Raw genomic sequence first — 20,935 nt, 5'->3', positions numbered from 1 at the left:
CCTCTATCATCCCATTCTCGGCATCCTTCCCAGATCATCCTGCGAGGCCGTGGCGCATGACGACTCCTCCGATCGACCTGAGATCCGACACGGTGACTCGCCCGACCCTCGCGATGCGAAGGGCCATGGCCGAGGCGGAAGTCGGCGACGACGTGATGAACGAAGACCCGACCGTCCTGCAACTGCAGGAACGGGTCGCGGACCTGATGGGCAAGGAGGCGGCCCTGTTCGTCCCGACCGGGACGATGGCCAATCAGATCGCCATCGGCGTCCATGCGGGCCCGGGGGACGAGGTGCTCTGCGATCCCACGGCGCACATCAACGTCTGGGAAGGGGGCGCGGTGGCCCGCCTCTGGGGCGCCTCGACCCGGACGATCGAGCCCGCCCGGAAGATGCTCACCCTAGCCGACCTCCAGGGGAAGATCCGCCCGGATGACCCCCATTATCCGAGGACCCGCCTCGTCAGCCTGGAGAACACCCACAACCGGGGTGGCGGCCGCGTCCACCCGATCACCGTGGTGGGGGAGATCTCGGGGTGGGCCCGGGCCCATTCCCTGAGGATGCACCTGGATGGTGCCAGGCTGATGAACGCGGTGGTCGCCAGCGGGATCGCCGCGAAGGAATGGGCCCGGTACTTCGACACGGTGGCGATCTGCTTTTCCAAGGGCCTCGGCGCCCCGGTCGGCTCGGCCATCGCGGGTTCGGCGGACCTGATCCGCGAGGCCCATCGGCTCCGGAAGGTCCTGGGGGGCGGGATGCGTCAGGCCGGGATCGTGGCGGCCGGGGCTCTCCATGCTCTCGACCATCACGTCGATCGCCTGGCCGAGGATCACGCCCATGCCCGGATCCTGGCCGAGGCGGTCGAGGAGACCGACGGTCTTTCGCTGGAGGCGGGGCCGGTGGAGACCAACCTGGTCTGGATCACGGTCGACCCCAGGGTCTCGACGGCCAGGGAGTTCGCCGCCCGCCTGAAAGAGGAGGGCATCCTGGTCAGCGCCCTCGGCCCCCAGGCCATCCGCGCCGTCACCCATCTGGATGTCACTCGCGAGGATGCGGTTCGCGTGGCCGATGCCCTGCGACGCGTCGGGTCGATCCGGGGCAAATAAGCGACCGGCGCCCCTCGCCCAGTCGAAGATCGCGGGCTGGATGTCGATGCGGGCGGTGGACCGGGGCTGGCCGGCCGATTTCATCGGTGCGCCGATCAGGAGAAACCTTTGGAACACCCGTGGGACCTCACCCCGACCGAGGCCGTCCAACTTCAGAAGGAACTGGCCTCACGCGTCGACGTCGCCACTCCATTGAATTCGATCCAAACCCTGGCGTGCGCCGATGTTTCGTTCGATCGGGGAGGTGAGTTCCTGTATGCCGCGGTCGTGGTGGTCGATTACGCGAACTTCGATCTGGTCGAACGGGTCGGGCTGGCCGCCCCCGCGCGGTTCCCCTATGTCCCCGGATTGCTCTCATTCCGCGAGGCGCCGGCACTTCTGGAGGCCTTCGGGCGGCTCAAGGCCCGGCCCGACGCGGTGCTTTGCGACGGGCAGGGGATCGCCCACCCCCGCCGCCTGGGGATCGCCAGCCATCTCGGGCTCTGGCTCGACCTGCCGACGGTGGGCTGTGCCAAGAGCCTGCTCTGCGGGACCTTCGAGGAGCCGGGCGAGGAGCGGGGGGACCGGTCGCCGCTCGTCCATCGCGGCGAGGTCATCGGCACGGTGTTGCGGACCCGCCGTCGCGTCTCGCCCGTCTTCGTCTCCCCGGGACATCGGTGCGACCTGGAAGGGGCCGAGCGGTTGGTCCTGGAGTCCACGACCCGCTATCGATTGCCGATCCCGATCCGCATGGCCCACGACTACGTCAATCAGGTCCGGCGGTCAGCCAAGGCGGGGCAGCCGATGCCCGATTGAGGACGGTCGGATCCATCGGAGTTGTGGTCCACTCCATGAACCGACCTCATGCGAAGCCCCCACGCCCCGTGGGCTTGACACTCCGGGTCGGGCGGTGACGATGGGAGTGTTGGCGCACGGCGGGTGGGATTGACCGACTTCCGGGCCTGGCGTAACATCCGCTCCAACCGACCCGCCCGAATGCCTCGCCCGATCGGCGAGCATCCGGGGCGAGATCTGCCGCGGCCCGGGGCTCAAGGAGGAGCACCCGCCAATGAGAGACAACACGCGAGCCTTCTGCCGGCTGGTGTCCGAATTCTTCGACTGCGAAGGCCCCATCTACGAGTTCGGCTCGTATCAGACCACCGATCAGCATCGGATCGCCGATCTCCGGGGCCTTTTCCCCGGCCGGACCTATGTCGGTTGCGACCTCCGGCCCGGCCCGGGCGTCGATCAGGTCCAGGATGTGAGCGAGATCCAGCTCGATGACCACGCCGCGGGCACGGTGCTTTGCATCGAGACCTTCGAGCACGTCTTCGAGATCCGTCGCGCCTTCGACGAGGTCTATCGGATCCTGAAGCCGGGCGGCCTGTTCGTCGCCACGATGCCGCTCAACTTCCGGATCCATGCCTTCCCCGAGGACTACTGGCGGATGACGCCGGGCTGCCTCCGGAGGCTGATGGCCCCGTATCAGGCGAGCTTGACGGGGTCGCAGGGATACCACAAATTCCCGCACACGGTGCTCACCGTCGGGATCAAGGCCCCGGCGCCTGCGGATGTCAAGAGCCGCCTGGATCGGGTCTCCCACGGGTTCCAGAAGTGGCTGGTCGAGGCCGAACGTTCCCTCCCGATCGGGGAGCGGTTGCGGCGAGGGTTCGGCCAACTCTACCGCTCGAAGGGGGAGAGACGCCGCGTCTCGGCCCAGTTCCAGGCCCAGTTCACGCTCGATCAGTCGCCCCGACCCGAGCCCCCGCCGATCCGCGACACCCCGGAACCGGTCCCGTCCGTCTACACTTGCCCCGCCGCGAGCGAGGAGGCCCCGATGAGTCGCAACGATCGCATGGTCATCCTCGGCCTGGATGGCGCCACCTGGTCGGTCCTGGACCCGATGCGGCGACGCGGGATGATGCCGAATCTGGATGCCCTGCTGGCCCGCTCGGCCCACGGGACCCTCCGGTCGTGCATCCCGCCGGTCACGTCGGCCGCCTGGTCGACCATGATGACCGGTGCCGGCCCGGCCCGGCACGGCGTCTTCGACCATCGCCATTTCGACATGGCCTCCGGCCGACTCAAGGTCACGCACTCCGGGCGGCTGCGCCTGCCGACCTTCTGGCATCAACTCTCCGACGCCGGCCGCCCGGTGGTCTGCCTGAACCTTCCCGTGACGTATCCTCCCTTCGCGGTACGCGGGGTGGTCGTTTCGGGGATGGATTCGCCCCATTTGGAAGCCGCCCTGTCCCGGGCCCCGGCGTATGCCGAGCGTCTCCGGGCGGAGATCCCCGGCTATCACCTCAGGACGATCTGGAAACGCCCGCCTCGCGACCTGGCCGAGATGGCCGAGAACACGCGACAGACCGTCGACGTCTTCCGGGCCGAGGCCGAGGCCGGCCTGCTCGCCGACCGGATGGTCCCCGACTGGTCGGCCATGCTGGTCCAGTTCCAGAACCTCGACCACTTCCAGCATCGGGCCTGGCGTTACCTGAACGTGGACGAGACGGGCATCGACGATGCGCCGTTCAACGCCCTGGCCCACGAGGTCATGGCTGGGCTCGACCACGCCATCGGCATGCTCTGCGAACTGGCCGACCGCCGGGGCGCGAGCGTCCTCGCCGTGAGCGACCACGGGTTCGGGCCATGCCTGGGACGGATCCACGCCAACCGCATCCTGATCGATGCCGGCGTGGCCCGCCTCCCCGGGGTACGCGGTCGTCTGCGACGGCGTGCGGCTCAGGCCCGGGAGCATTATCGGATCTGGCGGACCAAGCGCGACGACCCCGAGGCCCGCTCGGCCTCCTTCGAACAATCGATCGCGGCCCAGTTCCCGCTCGACTGGAAGCGGACCCTGGCCTTCGCCCCGCACCAGGACACGGCGGCGATGGTCTACCTGAATTCGTCGGAACGGCGGGCCGGGGCCCCGCTGACCACGCCGAGACAGATCGACGAGGCCCGCGCCGCGGCGGCGTCCGCTCTGGCCGAGGCACGACACCCCGAGACCGGCGCCCCACTGTTTCCGTCGATCATCTCGGTGGCTGAGACTTATAACGTCGACCCGGCGAGGGAAGGCTTCCCCGACCTCCTGGCCCCCCCGGATGAATCCTACTGGGTGCGCTGCAAGCTCGCCCCCGGCACCGATTGGGTCGAGCCCGACCCGCAGTTGCCCGGGACCCATCGCCCCGAGGGGATCGTCGCGCTGAGCGGCAAGGGGATCGCCCCCGGCCGGACCATCGAGGCCAACCTCCGCGACATCGCCCCCACGATCCTGACCCACTTCGGGTTGCCGATCCCGAAGCACGTCGAGGGCGAACCTCTCTCCTGCCTGACCGGCCTGGGATGGCGGGATCGGAACCATCGGCTCGACCCGGCCGTGAGCCAACTCGCCGGGCCGCACGAGGCGTCCCAGTTCGAGTACACGGCCGAGGAACAGGCCATCATCGAACAGCGCCTGTCCGATCTCGGCTACCTGGAATGAGGCCGGGTTCGGCCCCTCGCCCTTGTCGACCGGCCCATCTCGGATGTGGCCGGTCATCCTGATTTCGAACTGCTCAAATCAGGTCCAGCAGGCGCCTGGGGCTCCGGGCACGACTGCACTTGGGGCAGACCCCGGTGATGATGAAGCGGTGGCCGGTCGCGCGGAAACCATGCTCGACGCTGATCGATTCGCGGAGACGCCGGATCTCGTCGTTGCGGAACTCGAACACCTGATTGCACCCGCTGCAATGCAGGTGGTCGTGCGACGGATAGCCGAAGTCGTGCTCGTAGGCGGTCCGGTTGGTCAGGCGGAGTTCGCGGAGCAGGCCGGATTCGACCAGCAAGCGCAACGTCCGGTAGACCGTGGATCGGCTGACCTGGCGATTCGCGGCCCGGAGGTCGGCGACCAGTTCGTCCGCATCGAAATGCTTGTGCGAGTCGAAGATGTGGCGGACCAGGACCCGTCGGGGCTCGGTGAGCTTCTCGCCCCGGATTTCGAGGAATTCGCGGAATTTATCCTCGGCGCTCCCCGACGGGGTGACCGGGTCGATCGGCTTGAGGTCGACATTGCCCTGTTCGACGACCGAGCCGGCGTGGTTTGAGTCCGCCATGACAGTTCCATTCCCAGAGCGGACGGAGCCCCCACCCCGCCACCAATGGCGAACGGGCGGGGGCACGCAATCAATAACGATTCTTATTCTATCAGTGGAACACGCGTTCGGCTACTCGGCCGACCCGAGATGAGCCTCCCAAGCCCGATCTCAAGGGGTGGTCGTCAACGGCAGGGGGGGCGTCGGCAGGGAGTTGGCCGCGGCGTAAGGGACGCTCGGGGCGGGGGGGGCAGAATCGGCCTGGGCCATCGAGGGGGACGACGAGCTGATCTTGGTCTGGAGCGCGTCGAGGGCCGTCTGCAGCTGGTGGACGGCGTGGTCGCAACCCTGGGTGTTGCCGGAGTAGGAGAAGGAGTTGGCCCGCAGCCGGCCGTAGCTCCTGTCGTAGGTCACGACATGTACCGTCTCGATGAAGTCGCCGGCCGGGCCGCCGCAATGCCCCTTGGCCTTGGCGAGGTCGCCGGACTGGACCGCCTCGACGACCGGCTTGAGGGCGTCGGGGCTGACGCGATGGACGCCTTCGCCGTCGATCACGGTGCCGTCGGCGAACACCTGCATGAACATCCCGAACTGGCCGCCATTGTCGGAGCGGCCGAGCGAGACCCGGGTGACGATCGGATCGGCCTCGGTGGGCGGCTTGAGATTGCGCGCCCTCGGTGCGAGTCGGGGCGGGGGCGGGGATGCCGGCCCGGTGGGCGTGGCAATCGCCGGATTGGCGAAGCTGGACGGGTCCGCGTTGATGGGGGCTCGCGACGCCATCCCCGCGGCGCCCCCCTTGTTTCCCCCGGCCGCCGGGGCGTCCGGGGCGGATCGTGAGGCGCCCATGCCGAACAGGCGACCGAATCGTCCCGGTTCGTCGCCGTGGCTGGTCGCCGCGGCCAGCCCTATCAGAATCATCCCTGGGGCGACCCAGGTTGCCGTCCGGATCGTGATCGAATCGAGACGCATCGCCGACCTCCCTGTCGGTAAGCCCTCGGCCTTGGCAGTCGACCCGCGTCGGATCGTCGCGACGTCCTACATCGCCACGACCCGATACACTTCCTCCACGGTGGTCGCGCCTTCCAGTACTTTATCGACCGCATTCTGCCTCAACGTTCGCATTCCCAGGTCAATCGCCACGCGGCGGAGGACATCCTTGGAAATTTGCTGGAAGATCAGCTCCCGGAGGACCTCGCCGATCTCCATGATCTCGAAGATCCCCGAGCGTCCCAGGTAACCCGTCTGGAAGCACGCCGAACAGCCCTCGCCCCGGGACAGGGTCAGGTCCGGATGATCGGCCGGATCGAGCCCGAGCATGGAATAATGTTGCTCGGTCGCCAGGTACTCCACCTTGCAATAGGGGCAAATCTTGCGGAGGAGCCGCTGCGAGATGATCGCGAGCAGGGTATTCGAAAGCAGGTAGCCGGGGATCTTGAAGTCGTACAGGTTGCCGATCGTGCCTGGGGCATCCGACGCGTGGATCGTGCTGAAGACCAGCACGCCGGTCATGGCGGCGCGGATGCCGATATGGGCCGTCTCCTCGTCGCGGATCTCTCCGATCATGATCACGTCCGGGTCCTGGCGGAGCATCGCCTTCAGGCCCTCGGAGAAACCGACCGTGTTACGGCTGTCGACCTGCGTCTGGTTCAGGCCGGGCAGGCGGTGCTCGATCGGGTCCTCGATCGTCATCACGTTCCGCGTCGGGGAATTGACCCGGTTCAGGCAGGTATAGAGGGTCGTCGTCTTGCCCGCACCGACCGGCCCCGCCACCAGGACGCACCCGTACGGCTTGGTGCAGATGTTGGAGAGCTGCTCGGTCTCCCGGCTCGTCAGGCCCAGCGTGTCGAATCCATAGGAGTGGGCGATCGTCTCGTGGACCCGGACGACGATCTTCTCCCCCATGATGGTGGGCAGGGTCGCCACCCGCAAGTCGCGCATCTTCTCCCCGTGGGGCAGGCGGATCCGGCCATCCTGCGAATGACGCCGCTCGACGATGTTCAGGTCGGCCAGGAGTTTGATCCGGCTGACCAGCGACGTCGCGTAAGCCGTGTCGAGTTCCAAAACATCATGGAGCTGGCCATCGATGCGGAACCGAACCCGGAGGCACGCATCCTGGGGATCGAAATGGATGTCGGTGGCCCGCGTCTCGAAGGCGCGATCGAAGATCTGCGCGACGAGGTCGGGCGACCCGGCCGTGGCGGCGATGGCCTTCAGCTCATCGCGGATGTCCAGCTCGCGCTGGGCGAGGTCCGGCGGGTGATCGCCGGTCGTCGCCAGGACCGGCGTCTGGGGAGAGGCGGCCGGCGGCGTCGGTCCGGCGAGAGGATGGTCCGTCGCGGGGGCGGGGGACGTGACGAGCAGAGGCGACGCCGAGGGCTGGATCAAAGGGATGCGGTCGACCAGGATGCCCCGGATCCGTCCTTCATCGACCATCTTCAGCTTGGTGATCGACTGGAGGAGATCCAGGTGGTGCTCCGCCCCATACTGCTGGACGGCAAGCAACTGGGCGGCCGAGAGCAGGCCATCCTGGACCAGGACCGCGCCCAGGGCCAGTTCGGTCGCGGCCGGCAATCGGTCCGTCGATGGCGGAGCGGACATCGAGTATGCCTCCGGGTCCGATCGGTCATCCCCGGCCAGGCCGACCCCGGGCGAGCCGGGCGATCCGGCTCGGCCTGGCTTCGTTCGGCAGGGACGGAACCGCCGGAGGCCAGCGATTGTTCCCCATCCGAAGGGGGATTTCCAGCCATGACCCTGATTTCGCGAATGGAATCGATGACGGGGCGAAGACCTGGTGTCGGAGAGCTCGGGGAGTGGTCCGAAAATCGGGCCGATCCCGCCCCGGTCCTTTGATGAAGCGACGGCCCGAAGATTAGAATGGGCGTCCCACGGCCCGGCGGCCCGAGTGCGCGAGGTCGAGACAACACCGCCCCGACGACGCGGGCCGTTCCCCAGGAACCGAGCTTTCGGGATGATGCGAACCCAACGCCTCTGGCTAGCCCTGGTGACCCTGGCCTTCGCCCTGGGGATGGCGGCCTGGCTCATCACCTCCGTCGGCGAGATGCACGACCGGCTCGCTGCCTACTCCCCCCCGCTGGCCATCGGCTTCGTGGTCCTCGCCGTGACGATCGCCATGACGTCGGCGATCGCCGCGACCCGCCTGTTCTGGAGGCTGGGACGGCCCGAGGGGACGGCCGATCGCAAGGCGCCGGAGGACGTGATCCAGGCGGCCGACGTCCAGGCCCGCGAGGCCGAGACGATCGTCGATCGCGTCTCGGACGCCGAGGCCCAGGCCCGTTTCCGCCGCGAACTGGCCGAGCTTCGGGCCGACCGCCAGGCCCGCCGCTTCCACGTCGTCGTGTTTGGCACCGGGTCGGCGGGCAAGACGTCCCTGATCAATGCCTTGCTGGGCCGGGAGGTCGGCCGGACCGAGGCGACGCTGGGGACCACCCGGGCCGGCGAGGCCTTCACCCACGAAATCCAGGGGGTGGACGGGACGGTCTTCCTGACCGACACGCCGGGCCTCTCCGAGATCGGCGACGGCGGGGCGGCCCGGGAGGCCGAGGCCCGCGACCTGGCCGCGCGTGCCGACCTCCTGCTGTTCGTCGTCGATCATGACCTGATCCGCTCCGAGTACGAGCCGATGGTCGCGCTCGCCCGGCAGGGGAAACGGTCGATCCTGGTGCTGAACAAGAAGGACCGGCTCCCGGACGAGGATCGGGACGCGATCCTGGCCAAGCTACGCGAGCGATTGGTCGGGCTGATCGCCCCCGCCGACGTGATCGCCGTCTCCGCCTCCCCCCGCGCCATGCCGGTGAGGGTTCGCGGCGAGGACGGGACGGTGACGACCGTGCTGGAGGCCGAGGAGCCGGACATCGAGCCGCTCCGAGATCGGATCGCGGCCGTGCTGGAGGGGGAGGGGGATGCGCTCCGGGCCGGAAACCTCCTGCTCCGGGCCCACCTGATCAATGCCGAGGCCCGCGACCAGGTCTCCGCCGAGCGGGACAAGAAGGCCCAGGCGGTGATCGACAAGTTCCAGTGGATCACCGCCGGGACGGTGTTCGCCAACCCGGTCCCTGCCCTGGACCTGATGGCGGCCGGGGCCGTCCAGTACCAGATGATCACCGAACTGGCGAACGCCTATGGCGTCGAGATCACCGGTGCGCACGTCAAGATGATCGGCGGCCAGATGATCCAGATGCTCCTCAAGACCGGGCTGGTGGAGGCCTCGACCTCGCTGATCGCCGGTCTCTTCAAATCCACCCTGGTGGGCTATGCCGCGGGCGGGGCGGTCCAGGCGGTCTCGATGGCGTATCTGGCCCACGTCTCGGGCCAGGCCTTCGCCGAATACTTCCGGCGGGGCCAATCCTGGGGAGATGGCGGGATGGGGGCCGCGCTGATCCGCCAGTTCGACCTCACCAGCCGCGCCGATTTCCTCCAGGAGTTCGCCAAGCAGGCCCTCGTCCGGGTCGGGGCGAAGGTTTTCTCCAAGGGTGGCGGCCCGCAGGACTGACACCGACCCGCATTGCCCCGACCCGACCCGACCGGCACCGACACCCGAGATCCGATCCCATGGCGACCTCCGACATTCCCGAATCCGGCCCGATCGAAGGGCCGACCCTGGATGGGATCCTCGAACAACTCGACGAGGGCGATGACCTGATCGCGCGTGCCCGCGAGAGCCTGGAGCAGACCATCGGCGGGATGAAGCTGACCGCGGTCGAGGAGCAGGCCCTGGCGGGCGAACTGGAGCAGCTTCGCGACCTGGCCCGGAAGCTCGACGAGAACACGGTCGAGATCGCCGCCTTCGGCATGGTCAGCCGGGGCAAGTCGTCGGTCCTGAATGCCTTGCTGGGGCAGGAGGTCTTCCGGGCCGGATCGACCCACGGCACGACCGTCGAGAAGGCGACGAGCCGGTGGGAAGTCTCTCGCTCGGACGGACCCGGATGGAACGAAGCGAAGTTGATCCTGGTCGACACGCCCGGCATCGACGAGGTCGGCGGCGAGGCGAGGGAGGCGCTGGCCCGCGACGTGGCCCGCCACGCCGACCTGATCCTCTTCGTCGTGTCGAGCGACATGCAACGCCGGGAGTATGAAGCCCTCGCGGAGCTGCGCGAGGCCCAGAAGCCGATCTTGCTGGTCTTCAACCAGATCGACCGCTACCCGGACGCCGACCGCGACCTGATCTACGGGAAGATCGCCAGCGAGCGTGTCCGGCACCTGATCCGCCCCGATGATGTGGTGATGACCGCCGCCCGGCCCGATCCGTTCAAGGTCAAGATCCAGGGGCCCGACGGCAAGGCCCAGGTGGTCTGGGAACGCCCGGCGCCGGTGATCGAGCCGCTGAAGCGGCGCATCCTCGAAGTCCTCGAACGCGAGGGCAAGGCGCTGGTGGCCCTCAACACCCTCCTCTTCGCCGGTGACATCCACGAGGAGATTGTGGCCCACAAGGTCCGGATCCGCGACGATGCCGCCAACCGGATGATCTGGAACTTCGCCCTGGCCAAGGGGGGGGCCGTCGCCATCAATCCGATCCCGGTCGCCGACATGGCCGGGGGCCTGGCCATCGACGTCGGCATGATCGTGGCGTTGAGTAAGGTCTACGGGATCCAGCTCACGCGCCGCACGGCATCGAGCCTGGTCAAGGACATGGTCAAGACCCTGGGCGCCCTGGGGGCCGTCGAGGTGGGCGGTCGGCTGATGCTGAGCGGGGCCCAGTTCATCCTGGCCGGGACCACGATCGCCACCGGCGGCCTGGCCGCGCCGCTGGCCGCCATCGGGTATGGGGCGCTCGGCTTGAGCAAGGGCGTGACCGCTTCCTGGACCTCCTACATCCTCGGCCGTGCGGCCAAGGTCTACTTGCAGCAGGGTTGCCAGTGGGGTAACCTCGGGATCAAGACGGTGATCCACCAGATCCTGGCGCAAGCCAAGCAGGATTCGGTCGTCGATCGACTCCGCGACGACCTCCGCCGCAAGGTCGGGGGATGACCGATCAAGCTACGCTCGACGTGGCCGTCTACGGGATCATCAACGCCGGCAAGTCGAGCCTCATCAACGCCCTGACCCGTCGCGGAGAACGGCTCACTGGCCCGATCGGCGGGACCACGACCGGCATCGAGGCGGTCGACTGGCGGGAGATCGACGGGGGACATCCCTCGGGCCATGCCATTCGCCTGCTCGACACGCCGGGCCTGGATGAGGTGGATGGGCAGGGGAGGGACGACCTGGCGACCGAGGCCGCGCGCCGGGCCGACCTCGTCATCTTCGTCCTCGCCGAGGACCTGACGGCCACCGCACGGCGGGCGATCGCCGACCTCCATGCGCTCGGCAAGCCGATGCTGGTCGTGGTGAACAAGGTCGACCTGCTGGATGAGCAGGAGCAGGGAGAAGTCCTGCGGGCGATCCGCGATGGTCTGGCGGGCCTCGTCCCGGAAGAAGACATCCTCCCGACCGCCGCCGCCCCGATCGTGAAACGCCTCGTCTTCGCACCCGATGGGTCGAAACGCGTCGAGACCACCCGGGGCGAGCCCGGGATCGAGGCCCTGGAGCGGCGGCTGATCTCGGCCCTGGAAGAATCGGCGGGCGACCTGGAAGCCCTCAACACCCTGTCCAGGCGGGTGGACGCACATCGGCTCGCCCGCGAATCCGATCGGGAACGGCTTCGAGAGCGGGCGACGGCGGTCGCCGACGAGACCGGCGCCGCCCTGGCGATCGCCCTGGCCGTCAATCCGGTCCCGCTGATCGACTTCTTGACCGGCCCGGGCGGCCTGGCCATCCTGGTCCGTCGCGTCATGGGCGTCTATGGCGAGACGCCGACGGCCGAGGCGACCCGGGCCATGGCATCGGAACTGATCCGGGGAGGGCGGATTCGGCTCTGGGGATCGCTGGCCGGGACGATCGCCGGGGGGGCCCTTAAGCTGGTCCCCGGCGTCGGCCATGTGGCGGGCGCGATCGCGCAGGGGGCTTCGGCCGGGTACTTCGCCCACGTCGTCGGACGGGCCCTCGTCGACTATCTCGACAATGGCCACGACTGGGGGGACGGGGGGCTGATCGCCGCCCTGGACCGCGTCGCCGCCTCGACCGACCGCCGTGCCCTGACGCGCGGGCTGGTCGATCGGATCAAGTCGCGGATCAAGGGGACGCCATGACGCGGCGGTCGCTCCGGATCTTGCTGGGGATCGCCCTCGCCTCGATGGCGGCCGGGCCGGTGGCCAGCGGGGTCCGATCCCTGTGGATGACCCGGCAAGCCGTGGCCTCCTATGCCCGATTGATCGCGGCGGCCAATGCGCAGGATCTCGATGCCGTGCGGGCCGAGTGTTCGAGCCGATACCTCCGCGATCATGAGATCCGGCCATCGGAAGGGGGCGGGGTCGCGGACCTTCCGCGCAACATCCATCGGAATTTCCAGGCCTGGCGGGAAGGGCCGGACGTCTGGCTGTGCCCGACCGATCGCCAGGGGCCCGTCTATCGATTCATCTGGGATCGGGACGCCTATCGGTTCGATGGGCTGGCCGGGCTGCTCCGAGGCGGCCGGGTCGAGGGCGTTGCGGCCGGGGACTTCTGAGCGAACTCGCGACCAAAACGTTTAAGTTGCCCGGCGGATCGTCCGGGGTGGGCTTGCGGGATACCGGCTCCTAAGGTACAAGGCCCCGCACCCCTAGAACGGCAGATCACGGGCACCGTCCAAGGACGGCCGGCGCCCGCCAACCAGATCCACCTGCCTCGACTCCAAGTCGAGTCGAGATCGGGCGTTTGAACCAATCCTCCTCGTCGATAGCCTCGGCCCATTCGGGCCGGCGGGCCATTCGACGGCCATCCTCGGGGCCGATCGCGCATGACACGCGGCGACACGAACATCCCGCCCGCGCCAGGGAAGGCGGGGGCGGCCGGGAAGACGGCGGCCCTGCGGCGGTGCTTGCGAGCGTCGTCGGTGGCGCTCCTGATCGGACTGATCCTCGCAACCCTGTCCGCCCACGCGCAGGCGGCCAATGGGAAGGGCTTGCCCGAAGGCCCGATCACCGAGGTCCGGATCGAGGGGAACGCCTCGATCCCCGAGAGCAAGCTCCGCGCGGAGATCACCAGCCGGACCGGACGACCCCTCGATCGGAATACGATCGACGCCGACGTCAAGAAATTGCTGGCCACCAAGTGGTTTTCCGACGTCTACGCCGACTTCGACCCGACCCCCGACGGCAAGGGGTTCATCCTGACCTTCCACGTCGCCGAGATGCCGATCCTCAAGGAGGTCGAGTTCATCGGCCGCTCCAAGGTCAGCCTCAAGGACATCCAGGCGACCACCGGGCTCAAGAAGGGAGAGCGGGCCGACGCGATCCGCGCCCGCCTGGCCGTCAATCAGATCAAGACCCTCTACGAAGAGAAGGGTTTCGAGAAGGCCGAGGTCAAGCTCGTCGAGGGGGGGAACCCCGACGATACCCGGGTCGTGATCGAGATCTTCGAGGGGCCGAAGTTCAAGGTTTCCTCGATCGATTTCATCGGCAACCAGTTCGTCTCCGACGACGTCCTCAAGACCAAGATCGAGAGCCGTCGCGGCATCTTCGGGCTCAACTTCCTGGGCGGGAAGCGTCATAAGGATGGCGTCGACGAGGATCGCCGCAAGCTGATCGAGTACTACCAGGGCAACGGGTTCTTCGACATCGACATCCGGCCGGTCGTCCGCCAGGGAGACGACCTGGGAGAGGATGTCATCACCTTCGTCATCGATGAAGGTCCGCAGTACAAGATCCGGAACATCATCTTCGAAGGCAACCAGAAGCTCAAGGATCCTGAGCTTCGCAAGGATCTGACCCTCCACTCGGGCCAGACCTACAACGACGCGATCCGCGACGCCGATCTGAAGCTCATCAATTCAAGGTACTGGGAACTCGGCTGCATCGACGCCAAGATCGTGCCCAGCCAGAAGATCACCGACCAGCCCGACGTCGTCGACATCGTCTACAACATCGAGGAAGGGGACCTCTATACCCTCGGGCAGATCATCATCAAGGGGAACGCCCGGACCCAGGAGAAGGTCCTCCGACGCGAGGCGTTGATGGCCGGGCTGCTGCCTGGCGAGGTGCTCGACCTCAACCGCATCGACAAGTACAAGCAGCGGTTGGGGGGCCTGCAGTATTTCGTGACGGACCCGCAGCAGGGCAAGCCCCTGGATGTGCGGATCGTCAATCGTCGCAAGGCGGATAAACCGTTCGGCGAGGACGTGACGGTCAGCCCCGAAACCCACGAGTTGACCCGGCTCCAGAGCCCCGACCTCGATCCCGCCCCCGGCGGGTCCGCCGTGGAACTCCCGGCGATGCCCGATGCCGCCGCCGGCCCGCAGACCATCAAGCCGTTCGGATCGATCGGCCGCGAGTTCCAGCCGGAAGTGGACACGGTGCCCCCGGTCGCGGTGCCGTCGGCCCCCCCGACGATCGAGCCGCTGCCGGCCGCACCGCCGGTGATCGGCGACTTCCCGGCCGATCCCAGGACCGACCCCTCGTTCGGGCGCGAGCCGTCCCTCCCGCTGAACAATCAGAATGATGTCGGCCCCGACCGCAACGAGCCGTTCCCCGGCCGTGCCTATGCGGACATCGTCACCAACGTGGACGAGGCCCCGACCGGGCGTTTGCTGTTCGGCCTGGGAGCCAGCAGCTTCGGCGGGCTGAGCGGCAACGTCGTGCTCCACGAGTCGAACTTCGACCTCTTCGCCATCCCCCGCAGCTTCAAGGAGATCGGCAACGGCAGGGCGTTCCGGGGTGCCGGCCAGGAATTCCGCGTCGAGTTGTCTCCGGGCACGTCGATCAACCGCTATGTCGTCAGCTTCCGCGACCCGTACCTGTTCGACCTGCCGCTGGGCTTCGGTGTCTCCGGCTACCAGTTCAGCCGTTCGTACCCCGACTTCACCGAGAAGCGGAGCGGCGGCCGGATGTCGCTGGGATACCAGTTCGGCACCCAGACCTATGCCGACGTGGCGGTCCGGGCCGAGGACGTCAACATCACCGGCTTCAATTATCCTGCCCCGGCCGAGCTGCTCGCCGTGGCGGGGCATACCACCCTGGTGACGCTGCGGCCCAGCATCCGATTCGACAATCGGAACAACCCGTTTGCCCCGAGCAAGGGCTCGTATCTCGAAGCGGCGTTCGAACAGGGTTGGGGCAGCTTCACCTTCCCGAAGGTGACCGTCGAAGGCCGTCAGCACTGGACCACCGGCAGCCGTCCCGACGGATCGGGCAAGCGGACCCTGACCGCCCGCGGATTCTTCGGCATCACCGGGCGCGACACGCCGATCTACGAGCGGTTCTTCGCGGGCGACTTCCGCAGTATGAGAGGCTTCTACTATCGCGGCGTCGGCCCGCACATCCTGGGGGTCAACACCGGCGGCATCCTGACCACGGTGGGGTCGCTCGAGTACCAGTTCCCGTGGACGGCCAACGACCAGATCCAGCAGGTCTTCTTCGCCGACTTCGGCACGGTCGAGTCCGACTATTCGTTCACGACCTTCCGTGCGGCGGTGGGGACCGGCCTCCGGGTAATCATCCCCCAGATCACCAAGCAGATGCCGCTGGCCTTCGACATCGCATTCCCGGTCTCCAAGGGACCCGACGACCGGACCCGCTACTTCACCTTCTTCATCGGGGCGTTCTGGTGAGCATGGTTTCGCCCACCAGGCGTCTCCCGCCGCGAGCCCTCTTGCCGCAGCTCTCCCCGCAAGATCCCGCCCCGCATCCCTCAGTATGAGTACAGGCTGAAGACCTCGACGGGCTCCAGCTTGGCCCTTCCTCCCAGGAATCCCAGCTCGATCATGAAGGCACAGGCGACGACCTCGGCGCCCGATTGGCTGACCAGGTCGCGGCAGGCCACCATCGTACCACCGGTGGCCAGGACATCGTCGAGGAGCAGGATTCGCCGGCCCGGGGTCAACGCATCAGCGTGGACTTCGAGTCGGTCGGTGCCGTATTCCAGGGCATACTCCATCCCCACCTTGTGATAGGGGAGCTTCCCCGGTTTGCGGATCGGGATGAAGCCGGCGTTCAGGCGGAGCGCCAGAGGAGCACCGAACAGGAAGCCGCGGGCCTCGGCGGCGGCCACCGCATCGATCCTGCGATCGGCGAACTGTTCGGCGAGGCGGTCGATCGTGGCGCCGAAGGCGGCCGGGTTGCCGAGCAGCGGCGTGATATCCTTGAAGAGGATCCCCGGCTTGGGGAAGTCCGGGATGTCGCGGATGAAGTCGCGGGGGTCGATCGACGCGGGCTCGTTCATTCAGGACGGGCTCCCTGTCCGGAGGGCGGCCCGAGCCCGGTCCATCCGGTCGGAGATCCGCCCACCTCAGTCCGAGCGAGTCTAACCGAACGACGTGGCCGGGCCAAGGAGCCGGCCCGGGCCCGTTGTCGGTGGTCATCACGGAGTTGGGTCGGCGGGGGAGGGGAGGAGAGGGGGCGGGCGCTCAGGGCTTGAAGGAGTCGAGGTCGGAGAGGTTGGACGGGGCGGAGATGTTGGGCAGGGAATCGGCCACCCGTCGCGGGTCCCGATCGCGACGTCGATCCGAGCCTTCCTCGGCATCGGCGGAGGTATCGCCCAGGGGGATCTTGATGCCGGCGACCTCGGTGCCCGACTGGATCGTGCCGGACTTGATCGGGCCGAAGCCTCCGATGTAGACATCCTTGGTGTCGGCCTTGTCGAGCAGCGTCCCGGACGACCAGACGAGCTGGCCGCTGGCCCGGTCGTAGGCGAAGAGCGACAGCTTGGCGACGGCTTGCTGCCGGCTCCGCTTGGCCAGGGTCACCTCGGGGATCGTCCCGGAGGGGATGCCGGGCATGACATTGGGGACCGTGGTTTGGGGCATGCCCAGCAGGAAGCTGTCCTCGTTGGTGCCATAGGCACCGACCGCCGCCTCCAGGATGTACTGGGCCTGCTCGGGCTTGGGCCGGATCAGGACGCCCTGCGTCAGCATGGCCTGGCGGAGGCTGGAGACGACCCAACCCTGATCGACGGCCGTCACGTGGGTGGTGTCCAGGTAGACCGGCACGCCGGTCAGCGGCCGGAAATCGACCCGGTGGAGCGCCTTGTCCCAGGCGCTGGTGAGGAGCAGTTGTTCGGTGCCGGTGCGGGACGTCCCGGTCACCTTGGTGGTGCCGCAGCCCGACGCCGCCAGGAGGAATGAGGCCGCCACCCCACCCCAGGCTGCCTTGCTCCGCCTCGATCGTTTCGACATCGGATCTCCCTTTCGGGGCGCGAGCGGACCCGGATCGGCTCTTCCGACCGAGGATCAGCCGCCGTCCCCTCTCATCGGAATAAACGATCGCGGATTCGCCGGGCGGACTCGCGCAAACGGCTATGTTCGTCGTCCCGGCCCGCCCGAGGGCCGCGGGACGGGCCCGCCTTCGGGTCTTCCAGGAGAGGATGGCCATTGAGCGTGGCGACCGCCTGCGTCGTGGTCCCCTGGATGCGGAGCCCCTTCAACTCGTCGAAGTTGACGCCCATCTCCTTGAGCCAGCCCTTGGCGTCGCGCGGGACCATCGCCGTCATCTGCTCCGTGCGGATCCCGTAGTCATAGCGGCCATCGAAGTCCGTCCAGCCGGCCATGACCAGGGGGAGCCGATCGACGCGCAGGCACAGGTTCTCCGTGCTGATCCGCCGCTTCCCGATGCTGAAGTCGCAGGAAAGGACCCCGACGCGATCGGCCGGATCCCACTGATCGAGGATGTCGAGCTCGGAAAGGAATTTGGACCCCTCCAGGTCGAGAGGGGAGATCATCACCGACCCGTTCCCCTGGAGCGTCCGGAGGGCCTCGTCCAGGGACCGCCCCCCGCCGCTCGCCGCGAGGTGGAGTTCCAGGGTGCCGCGGACCCCCCCTTCGCCCCCGGCCGCGATCGGCGCCAGGTAGGCCAACCCGGAGAAGCTCTGGTCCAGCACCACCCCGTGGGTCCGAAGATCGGCCTCGAACCGGGTCGATTCGCCCTCATGTTCGATATGGGCGGCCAGGCTCAGCCGGCCTCCGTTGAGCATGCCCCGGAATTCCTCGACGGTGGCAAAACCATCCCCGACCGTCCCCCGGCCCGCGATCTCGCTCAGCGCAAATTGCAGCCCGGATGCTTGATCGATGAGGTCCAGGTTGCCCCCCTCGATCACCAGGCAGGTGCTGGCCTTGGCGGGTTCCGCCCCCTCATCAGGAGACTGCTCATGGACCAGTCGGGCGGATCGTTTCCGGCCGGCCGCCCACGATCCATCCCTGGCACGCTCGAGCCGAATCGACGGGTTGAGCAGCCGGATTTCCCCGGGGGCGCAACGTCCCAGGAGGACCTGGCCGAGGTGCACGTCGACATGGGCTTCGGGGACGACGAGCCAGGTCGATGAGGATTGATCCTCCGAGATGACGATGTCGCGCATTCGGAGGCTGCCGAACATGCCCATCCAGAGGGAGCCGATTCGGACGGGGCAGCCGGTCGCCTGGCTGAGATTATTCGAAAGCCGGGTCCGGGCCCACTCGGTCGGCACGATCAGGATGACGGCCGCCCAGGCCAGGACCGGTGCGGCGACGATCCCCAACTTGATGAGTTTGCGCCGCAATCTCGGGCATTTCGTGGGCATCCTTGGCATCCTCCGGCGGATGACTCCCCAGCACCGTCGGCTCGTCTCAACACGTCCGTTTCCAGACCGACTGGATGCGGCGCATCCTTGCCTATCCCTGCGGTCCGGCCGGCGCGGGCGACGATACTCCATCCTCGTCGACCCGACAATCGCACTTCGCAGGTTCGCCGGCGTCGTCCATCGGCCGGGGGAGCGGCATCCTGGCTCAGATGATCCCGTGCAGCGGGCCGCCCGGGGCGCCCAGTGCATCCACGCGCCGCTCCGTCTCGGGGTCGTCGATCAAGGGCGGGGCGTGCCTCGGCTTGATCCGGGCATCGATGACCAGGGGACCCCGGCAGCCCCAGTGTTTGTGCTCTGTCGATGCCGCCACTCCATGGATGTCCGGAGCCGGATCGGAACGGGTGAACGTGACCCAGAGGAAGTTGTTGACGGTCCGGGCGGTGAACTCGCTGTCATCCACGATCACGATCAGCGGGAAGGACTCGATGAGCACGCTCGATTCATTCGCCCGGCAGAATGACCCGATTCCGTTCGCCTCTCCGGATGGCACGGCCGCGTAGGACGGGCCCCGGACCGAGAGGATCCCCGGCAGGACGACCCGGGGATCGGCAAACCCATCGGGCAGTCGCAAACTCTCGGAGACTTCCGTCCCCAGGCTTCGTCGTCGCGGGCCTGCGGCGGCGATCACCACCTTGGAACCCTGATTCAGCCCGTGGCCGCTGTAGTCGAGCGTGTCGATCGTCGTTCGGGTCTGGAAATGGAGATCGTTGGCCCAGTCGACCCGCTCCAGAACGTGCCGGAAGAAAGCGGGGATGTCGTGGATGTCCAGGTCCGGGTCATCTTCCTTGGCCACGATCCAGAGGTATTTCGCCAGGGACATCTGCCCCTGGCCGAGGATCGCATTGGCCGAGGTCAATAATTCCTGCGGCCGGCGGACCGACGCGTCGGGGACATAGCGCTCGCTCCCGATCGCGAGCAGGAGCGGGTGGACGCCCGCCGCGTCGACCGCGTTCACGCCATGGACCCCCGGCAAGACGGTCGGGATCAGGGGGCCGGTCAATTCGTGGATCAGGTCCCCGAACGAGGTATCTTCCTGGGGAGGGCGTCCCACCGTGGTGAACGGCCAGATCGCGTCGGGCCGATGATAGACCCGCTCCACGCGCAGGACCGGGAAATCATGCGTCAGGCTGTAATAGCCGAGGTGATCGCCGAAGGGACCTTCGGGCTTGCGAAGGCCCTGGGCGATGGTGCCGACGATGGCGAAGTCGGCATCGGCGGGCATCGGCAGGCCACCGGAGGGGTCGCTGACCATCCGGACCCTTCGGCCGCCCAGTGCCCCGGCGAAACTCAGCTCGGGGAGCCCTTCGGGCAACGGCATGACGGCGGCGACCGTCATGGCCGGCGGCCCGCCGACGAAGATGCTGACCCGCAGCGGCTCCCCGCGTCGGATCGCCGCGGCATGGTGGACCCCGAGGCCGCGATGGATCTGATAATGGAGGCCGACCTCGCGGTCGGGCTCGTACTGATTCCCCGCCAACTGCACGCGATACATCCCCAGGTTCGATCGCGCCAGGCCCGGGGCGTCGGGATCCTCGCTATAGACCTGGGGCAGCGTGACGAATGGTCCCCCGTCATCGGGCCATGACTGGAGCCGGGGGAGCTGGCTGATCGTCGTCTGATGGGCGAGGATCGGCCCGCGCCGGACGCGCCTGGGGAGCAGCCGGAGCGCCGTCGCCGGCAGGTGGCGGTATCGCCATGGCCGACGCAGGGCCTCGGGCGGGCGGACCTTGATCTCGACCAGAAGCCGGACCGCCTCCAGCGTGTCGCGGAACAGGAATCTGGTCCGCTCCATGGTCCCGAAGAGGTTGCCCACCATCGGGAAGCGAGTCCCCTTGACGTGAGGGAAAAGGAGGGCAGGGCCCCCGGCCTGGTAGACCCGACGCTGGATCGCCCCCACTTCGAGGAACGGGTCGACCTCGCGATCGATCGCGACGAGCTGGCCGGTTCTCCTCAGGTCCGCGACGCATTCGGCCAGGCTGCGATATCCCATGAAACCCTCGAACCCTCGACGGATGCCGTCCGCTACGAGCCAGAATGGTAGGTAAAACGGCCGCCGGCGGGTAGCGGGGATCCGCGCTCGTGGACTTCGAGGGCGTTTTGCTTATACTCAGAAAGACGGAGGGGGCGAGCCAGACCTCA

At 67.8% G+C, this 20,935-nt stretch carries 15 protein-coding genes; 8 read left to right on the top strand and 7 right to left on the bottom strand.

The window, feature by feature from the left end:
- The first annotated feature begins 56 nt into the window (after positions 1–56).
- The 3 genes from ltaE (at position 57) to TA3x_RS23700 (ending at position 4,569) form a co-directional block, all read left to right on the top strand.
- Positions 57–1,106 carry a low-specificity L-threonine aldolase gene (gene ltaE, locus TA3x_RS23710; protein ID WP_435017149.1) on the top strand — a complete coding sequence of 350 codons (1,050 nt, stop codon included), beginning with the start codon at positions 57–59 and terminating at the stop codon, positions 1,104–1,106.
- A gap of 108 nt (positions 1,107–1,214) precedes the next feature.
- Complete coding sequence (nfi, locus tag TA3x_RS23705; protein ID WP_435017148.1) at positions 1,215–1,901, top strand: deoxyribonuclease V; 687 nt, start codon at positions 1,215–1,217, stop codon at positions 1,899–1,901.
- Positions 1,902–2,154: 253 nt separating this feature from the next.
- Positions 2,155–4,569: an alkaline phosphatase family protein gene (locus TA3x_RS23700; RefSeq protein ID WP_435017147.1), complete on the top strand. Its 2,415-nt coding sequence runs from the start codon at positions 2,155–2,157 to the stop codon at positions 4,567–4,569.
- A 73-nt stretch (positions 4,570–4,642) separates the two neighbouring features.
- Here the strand turns inward: TA3x_RS23700 and TA3x_RS23695 are convergent, their stop codons facing one another.
- The 3 genes from TA3x_RS23695 to TA3x_RS23685 form a co-directional block, all read right to left on the bottom strand.
- Positions 4,643–5,179, bottom strand: coding sequence for a Fur family transcriptional regulator (locus tag TA3x_RS23695; protein ID WP_435017146.1), 537 nt, complete (start codon positions 5,177–5,179; stop codon positions 4,643–4,645).
- Positions 5,180–5,329: 150 nt separating this feature from the next.
- On the bottom strand, positions 5,330–6,127 hold the full coding sequence (locus tag TA3x_RS23690) for a hypothetical protein (RefSeq protein ID WP_435017145.1): 798 nt from the start codon (positions 6,125–6,127) through the stop codon (positions 5,330–5,332).
- A gap of 66 nt (positions 6,128–6,193) precedes the next feature.
- Complete coding sequence (locus TA3x_RS23685; RefSeq protein WP_435017144.1) at positions 6,194–7,756, bottom strand: GspE/PulE family protein; 1,563 nt, start codon at positions 7,754–7,756, stop codon at positions 6,194–6,196.
- Between the two features lie 370 nt (positions 7,757–8,126).
- Between TA3x_RS23685 and TA3x_RS23680 the strand changes: the two genes are divergently transcribed.
- From TA3x_RS23680 to TA3x_RS23660, 5 genes are all read left to right on the top strand, one after another.
- The gene (locus TA3x_RS23680; RefSeq protein ID WP_435017143.1) at positions 8,127–9,668 is read left to right on the top strand and encodes a YcjF family protein; all 1,542 of its coding nucleotides are present in this window, start codon (positions 8,127–8,129) and stop codon (positions 9,666–9,668) included.
- Between the two features lie 59 nt (positions 9,669–9,727).
- Entirely contained in the window at positions 9,728–11,143 is a 1,416-nt protein-coding gene (locus TA3x_RS23675) for a DUF697 domain-containing protein (RefSeq protein ID WP_435017142.1), read from the top strand.
- Positions 11,140–12,303, top strand: coding sequence for a GTPase (locus TA3x_RS23670; RefSeq protein WP_435017141.1), 1,164 nt, complete (start codon positions 11,140–11,142; stop codon positions 12,301–12,303). Before TA3x_RS23675 ends, TA3x_RS23670 begins: the two co-directional genes overlap by 4 nt.
- Positions 12,300–12,719, top strand: coding sequence for a hypothetical protein (locus tag TA3x_RS23665; RefSeq protein ID WP_435017140.1), 420 nt, complete (start codon positions 12,300–12,302; stop codon positions 12,717–12,719). The genes TA3x_RS23670 and TA3x_RS23665 overlap by 4 nt, the downstream gene beginning before the upstream one ends.
- Positions 12,720–12,989: 270 nt before the next feature.
- Complete coding sequence (locus TA3x_RS23660; RefSeq protein WP_435017139.1) at positions 12,990–15,797, top strand: BamA/OMP85 family outer membrane protein; 2,808 nt, start codon at positions 12,990–12,992, stop codon at positions 15,795–15,797.
- Positions 15,798–15,877: 80 nt separating this feature from the next.
- On the opposite strand, the gene TA3x_RS23655 is transcribed toward TA3x_RS23660, so the two are convergent.
- From TA3x_RS23655 to TA3x_RS23640, 4 genes are all read right to left on the bottom strand, one after another.
- The gene (locus tag TA3x_RS23655) at positions 15,878–16,408 is read right to left on the bottom strand and encodes an adenine phosphoribosyltransferase (protein ID WP_435017138.1); all 531 of its coding nucleotides are present in this window, start codon (positions 16,406–16,408) and stop codon (positions 15,878–15,880) included.
- A gap of 184 nt (positions 16,409–16,592) precedes the next feature.
- Positions 16,593–17,360 carry a DUF6655 family protein gene (locus tag TA3x_RS23650; protein WP_435017137.1) on the bottom strand — a complete coding sequence of 256 codons (768 nt, stop codon included), beginning with the start codon at positions 17,358–17,360 and terminating at the stop codon, positions 16,593–16,595.
- A 71-nt stretch (positions 17,361–17,431) separates the two neighbouring features.
- Entirely contained in the window at positions 17,432–18,736 is a 1,305-nt protein-coding gene (locus TA3x_RS23645; protein ID WP_435017136.1) for a hypothetical protein, read from the bottom strand.
- A gap of 205 nt (positions 18,737–18,941) precedes the next feature.
- Positions 18,942–20,786, bottom strand: coding sequence for a UbiD family decarboxylase (locus TA3x_RS23640; RefSeq protein ID WP_435017135.1), 1,845 nt, complete (start codon positions 20,784–20,786; stop codon positions 18,942–18,944).
- Positions 20,787–20,935 lie beyond the last annotated feature (149 nt).

It is taken from the genome of Tundrisphaera macrotermitis (assembly GCF_051175315.1).
Taxonomy (GTDB): Bacteria; Planctomycetota; Planctomycetia; order Isosphaerales; family Isosphaeraceae; genus Tundrisphaera.
Note: the sequence above shows the minus strand (reverse complement) of the source record. Positions and strands in the feature narration are given on the sequence as shown.

Bases quoted from the DNA above. Each gene is read 5' to 3' on its own strand.
- ltaE (WP_435017149.1), top strand. From the start codon at position 57: ATGACGACTCCTCCGATCGACCTGAGATCCGACACGGTGACTCGCCCG.
- TA3x_RS23700 (WP_435017147.1), top strand. From the start codon at position 2,155: ATGAGAGACAACACGCGAGCCTTCTGCCGGCTGGTGTCCGAATTCTTC.
- TA3x_RS23695 (WP_435017146.1), bottom strand. From the start codon at position 5,179: ATGGCGGACTCAAACCACGCCGGCTCGGTCGTCGAACAGGGCAATGTC.
- TA3x_RS23690 (WP_435017145.1), bottom strand. From the start codon at position 6,127: ATGCGTCTCGATTCGATCACGATCCGGACGGCAACCTGGGTCGCCCCA.
- TA3x_RS23685 (WP_435017144.1), bottom strand. From the start codon at position 7,756: ATGTCCGCTCCGCCATCGACGGACCGATTGCCGGCCGCGACCGAACTG.
- TA3x_RS23680 (WP_435017143.1), top strand. From the start codon at position 8,127: ATGATGCGAACCCAACGCCTCTGGCTAGCCCTGGTGACCCTGGCCTTC.
- TA3x_RS23675 (WP_435017142.1), top strand. From the start codon at position 9,728: ATGGCGACCTCCGACATTCCCGAATCCGGCCCGATCGAAGGGCCGACC.
- TA3x_RS23670 (WP_435017141.1), top strand. From the start codon at position 11,140: ATGACCGATCAAGCTACGCTCGACGTGGCCGTCTACGGGATCATCAAC.
- TA3x_RS23665 (WP_435017140.1), top strand. From the start codon at position 12,300: ATGACGCGGCGGTCGCTCCGGATCTTGCTGGGGATCGCCCTCGCCTCG.
- TA3x_RS23660 (WP_435017139.1), top strand. From the start codon at position 12,990: ATGACACGCGGCGACACGAACATCCCGCCCGCGCCAGGGAAGGCGGGG.
- TA3x_RS23655 (WP_435017138.1), bottom strand. From the start codon at position 16,408: ATGAACGAGCCCGCGTCGATCGACCCCCGCGACTTCATCCGCGACATC.
- TA3x_RS23650 (WP_435017137.1), bottom strand. From the start codon at position 17,360: ATGTCGAAACGATCGAGGCGGAGCAAGGCAGCCTGGGGTGGGGTGGCG.
- TA3x_RS23645 (WP_435017136.1), bottom strand. From the start codon at position 18,736: ATGCCCACGAAATGCCCGAGATTGCGGCGCAAACTCATCAAGTTGGGG.
- TA3x_RS23640 (WP_435017135.1), bottom strand. From the start codon at position 20,786: ATGGGATATCGCAGCCTGGCCGAATGCGTCGCGGACCTGAGGAGAACC.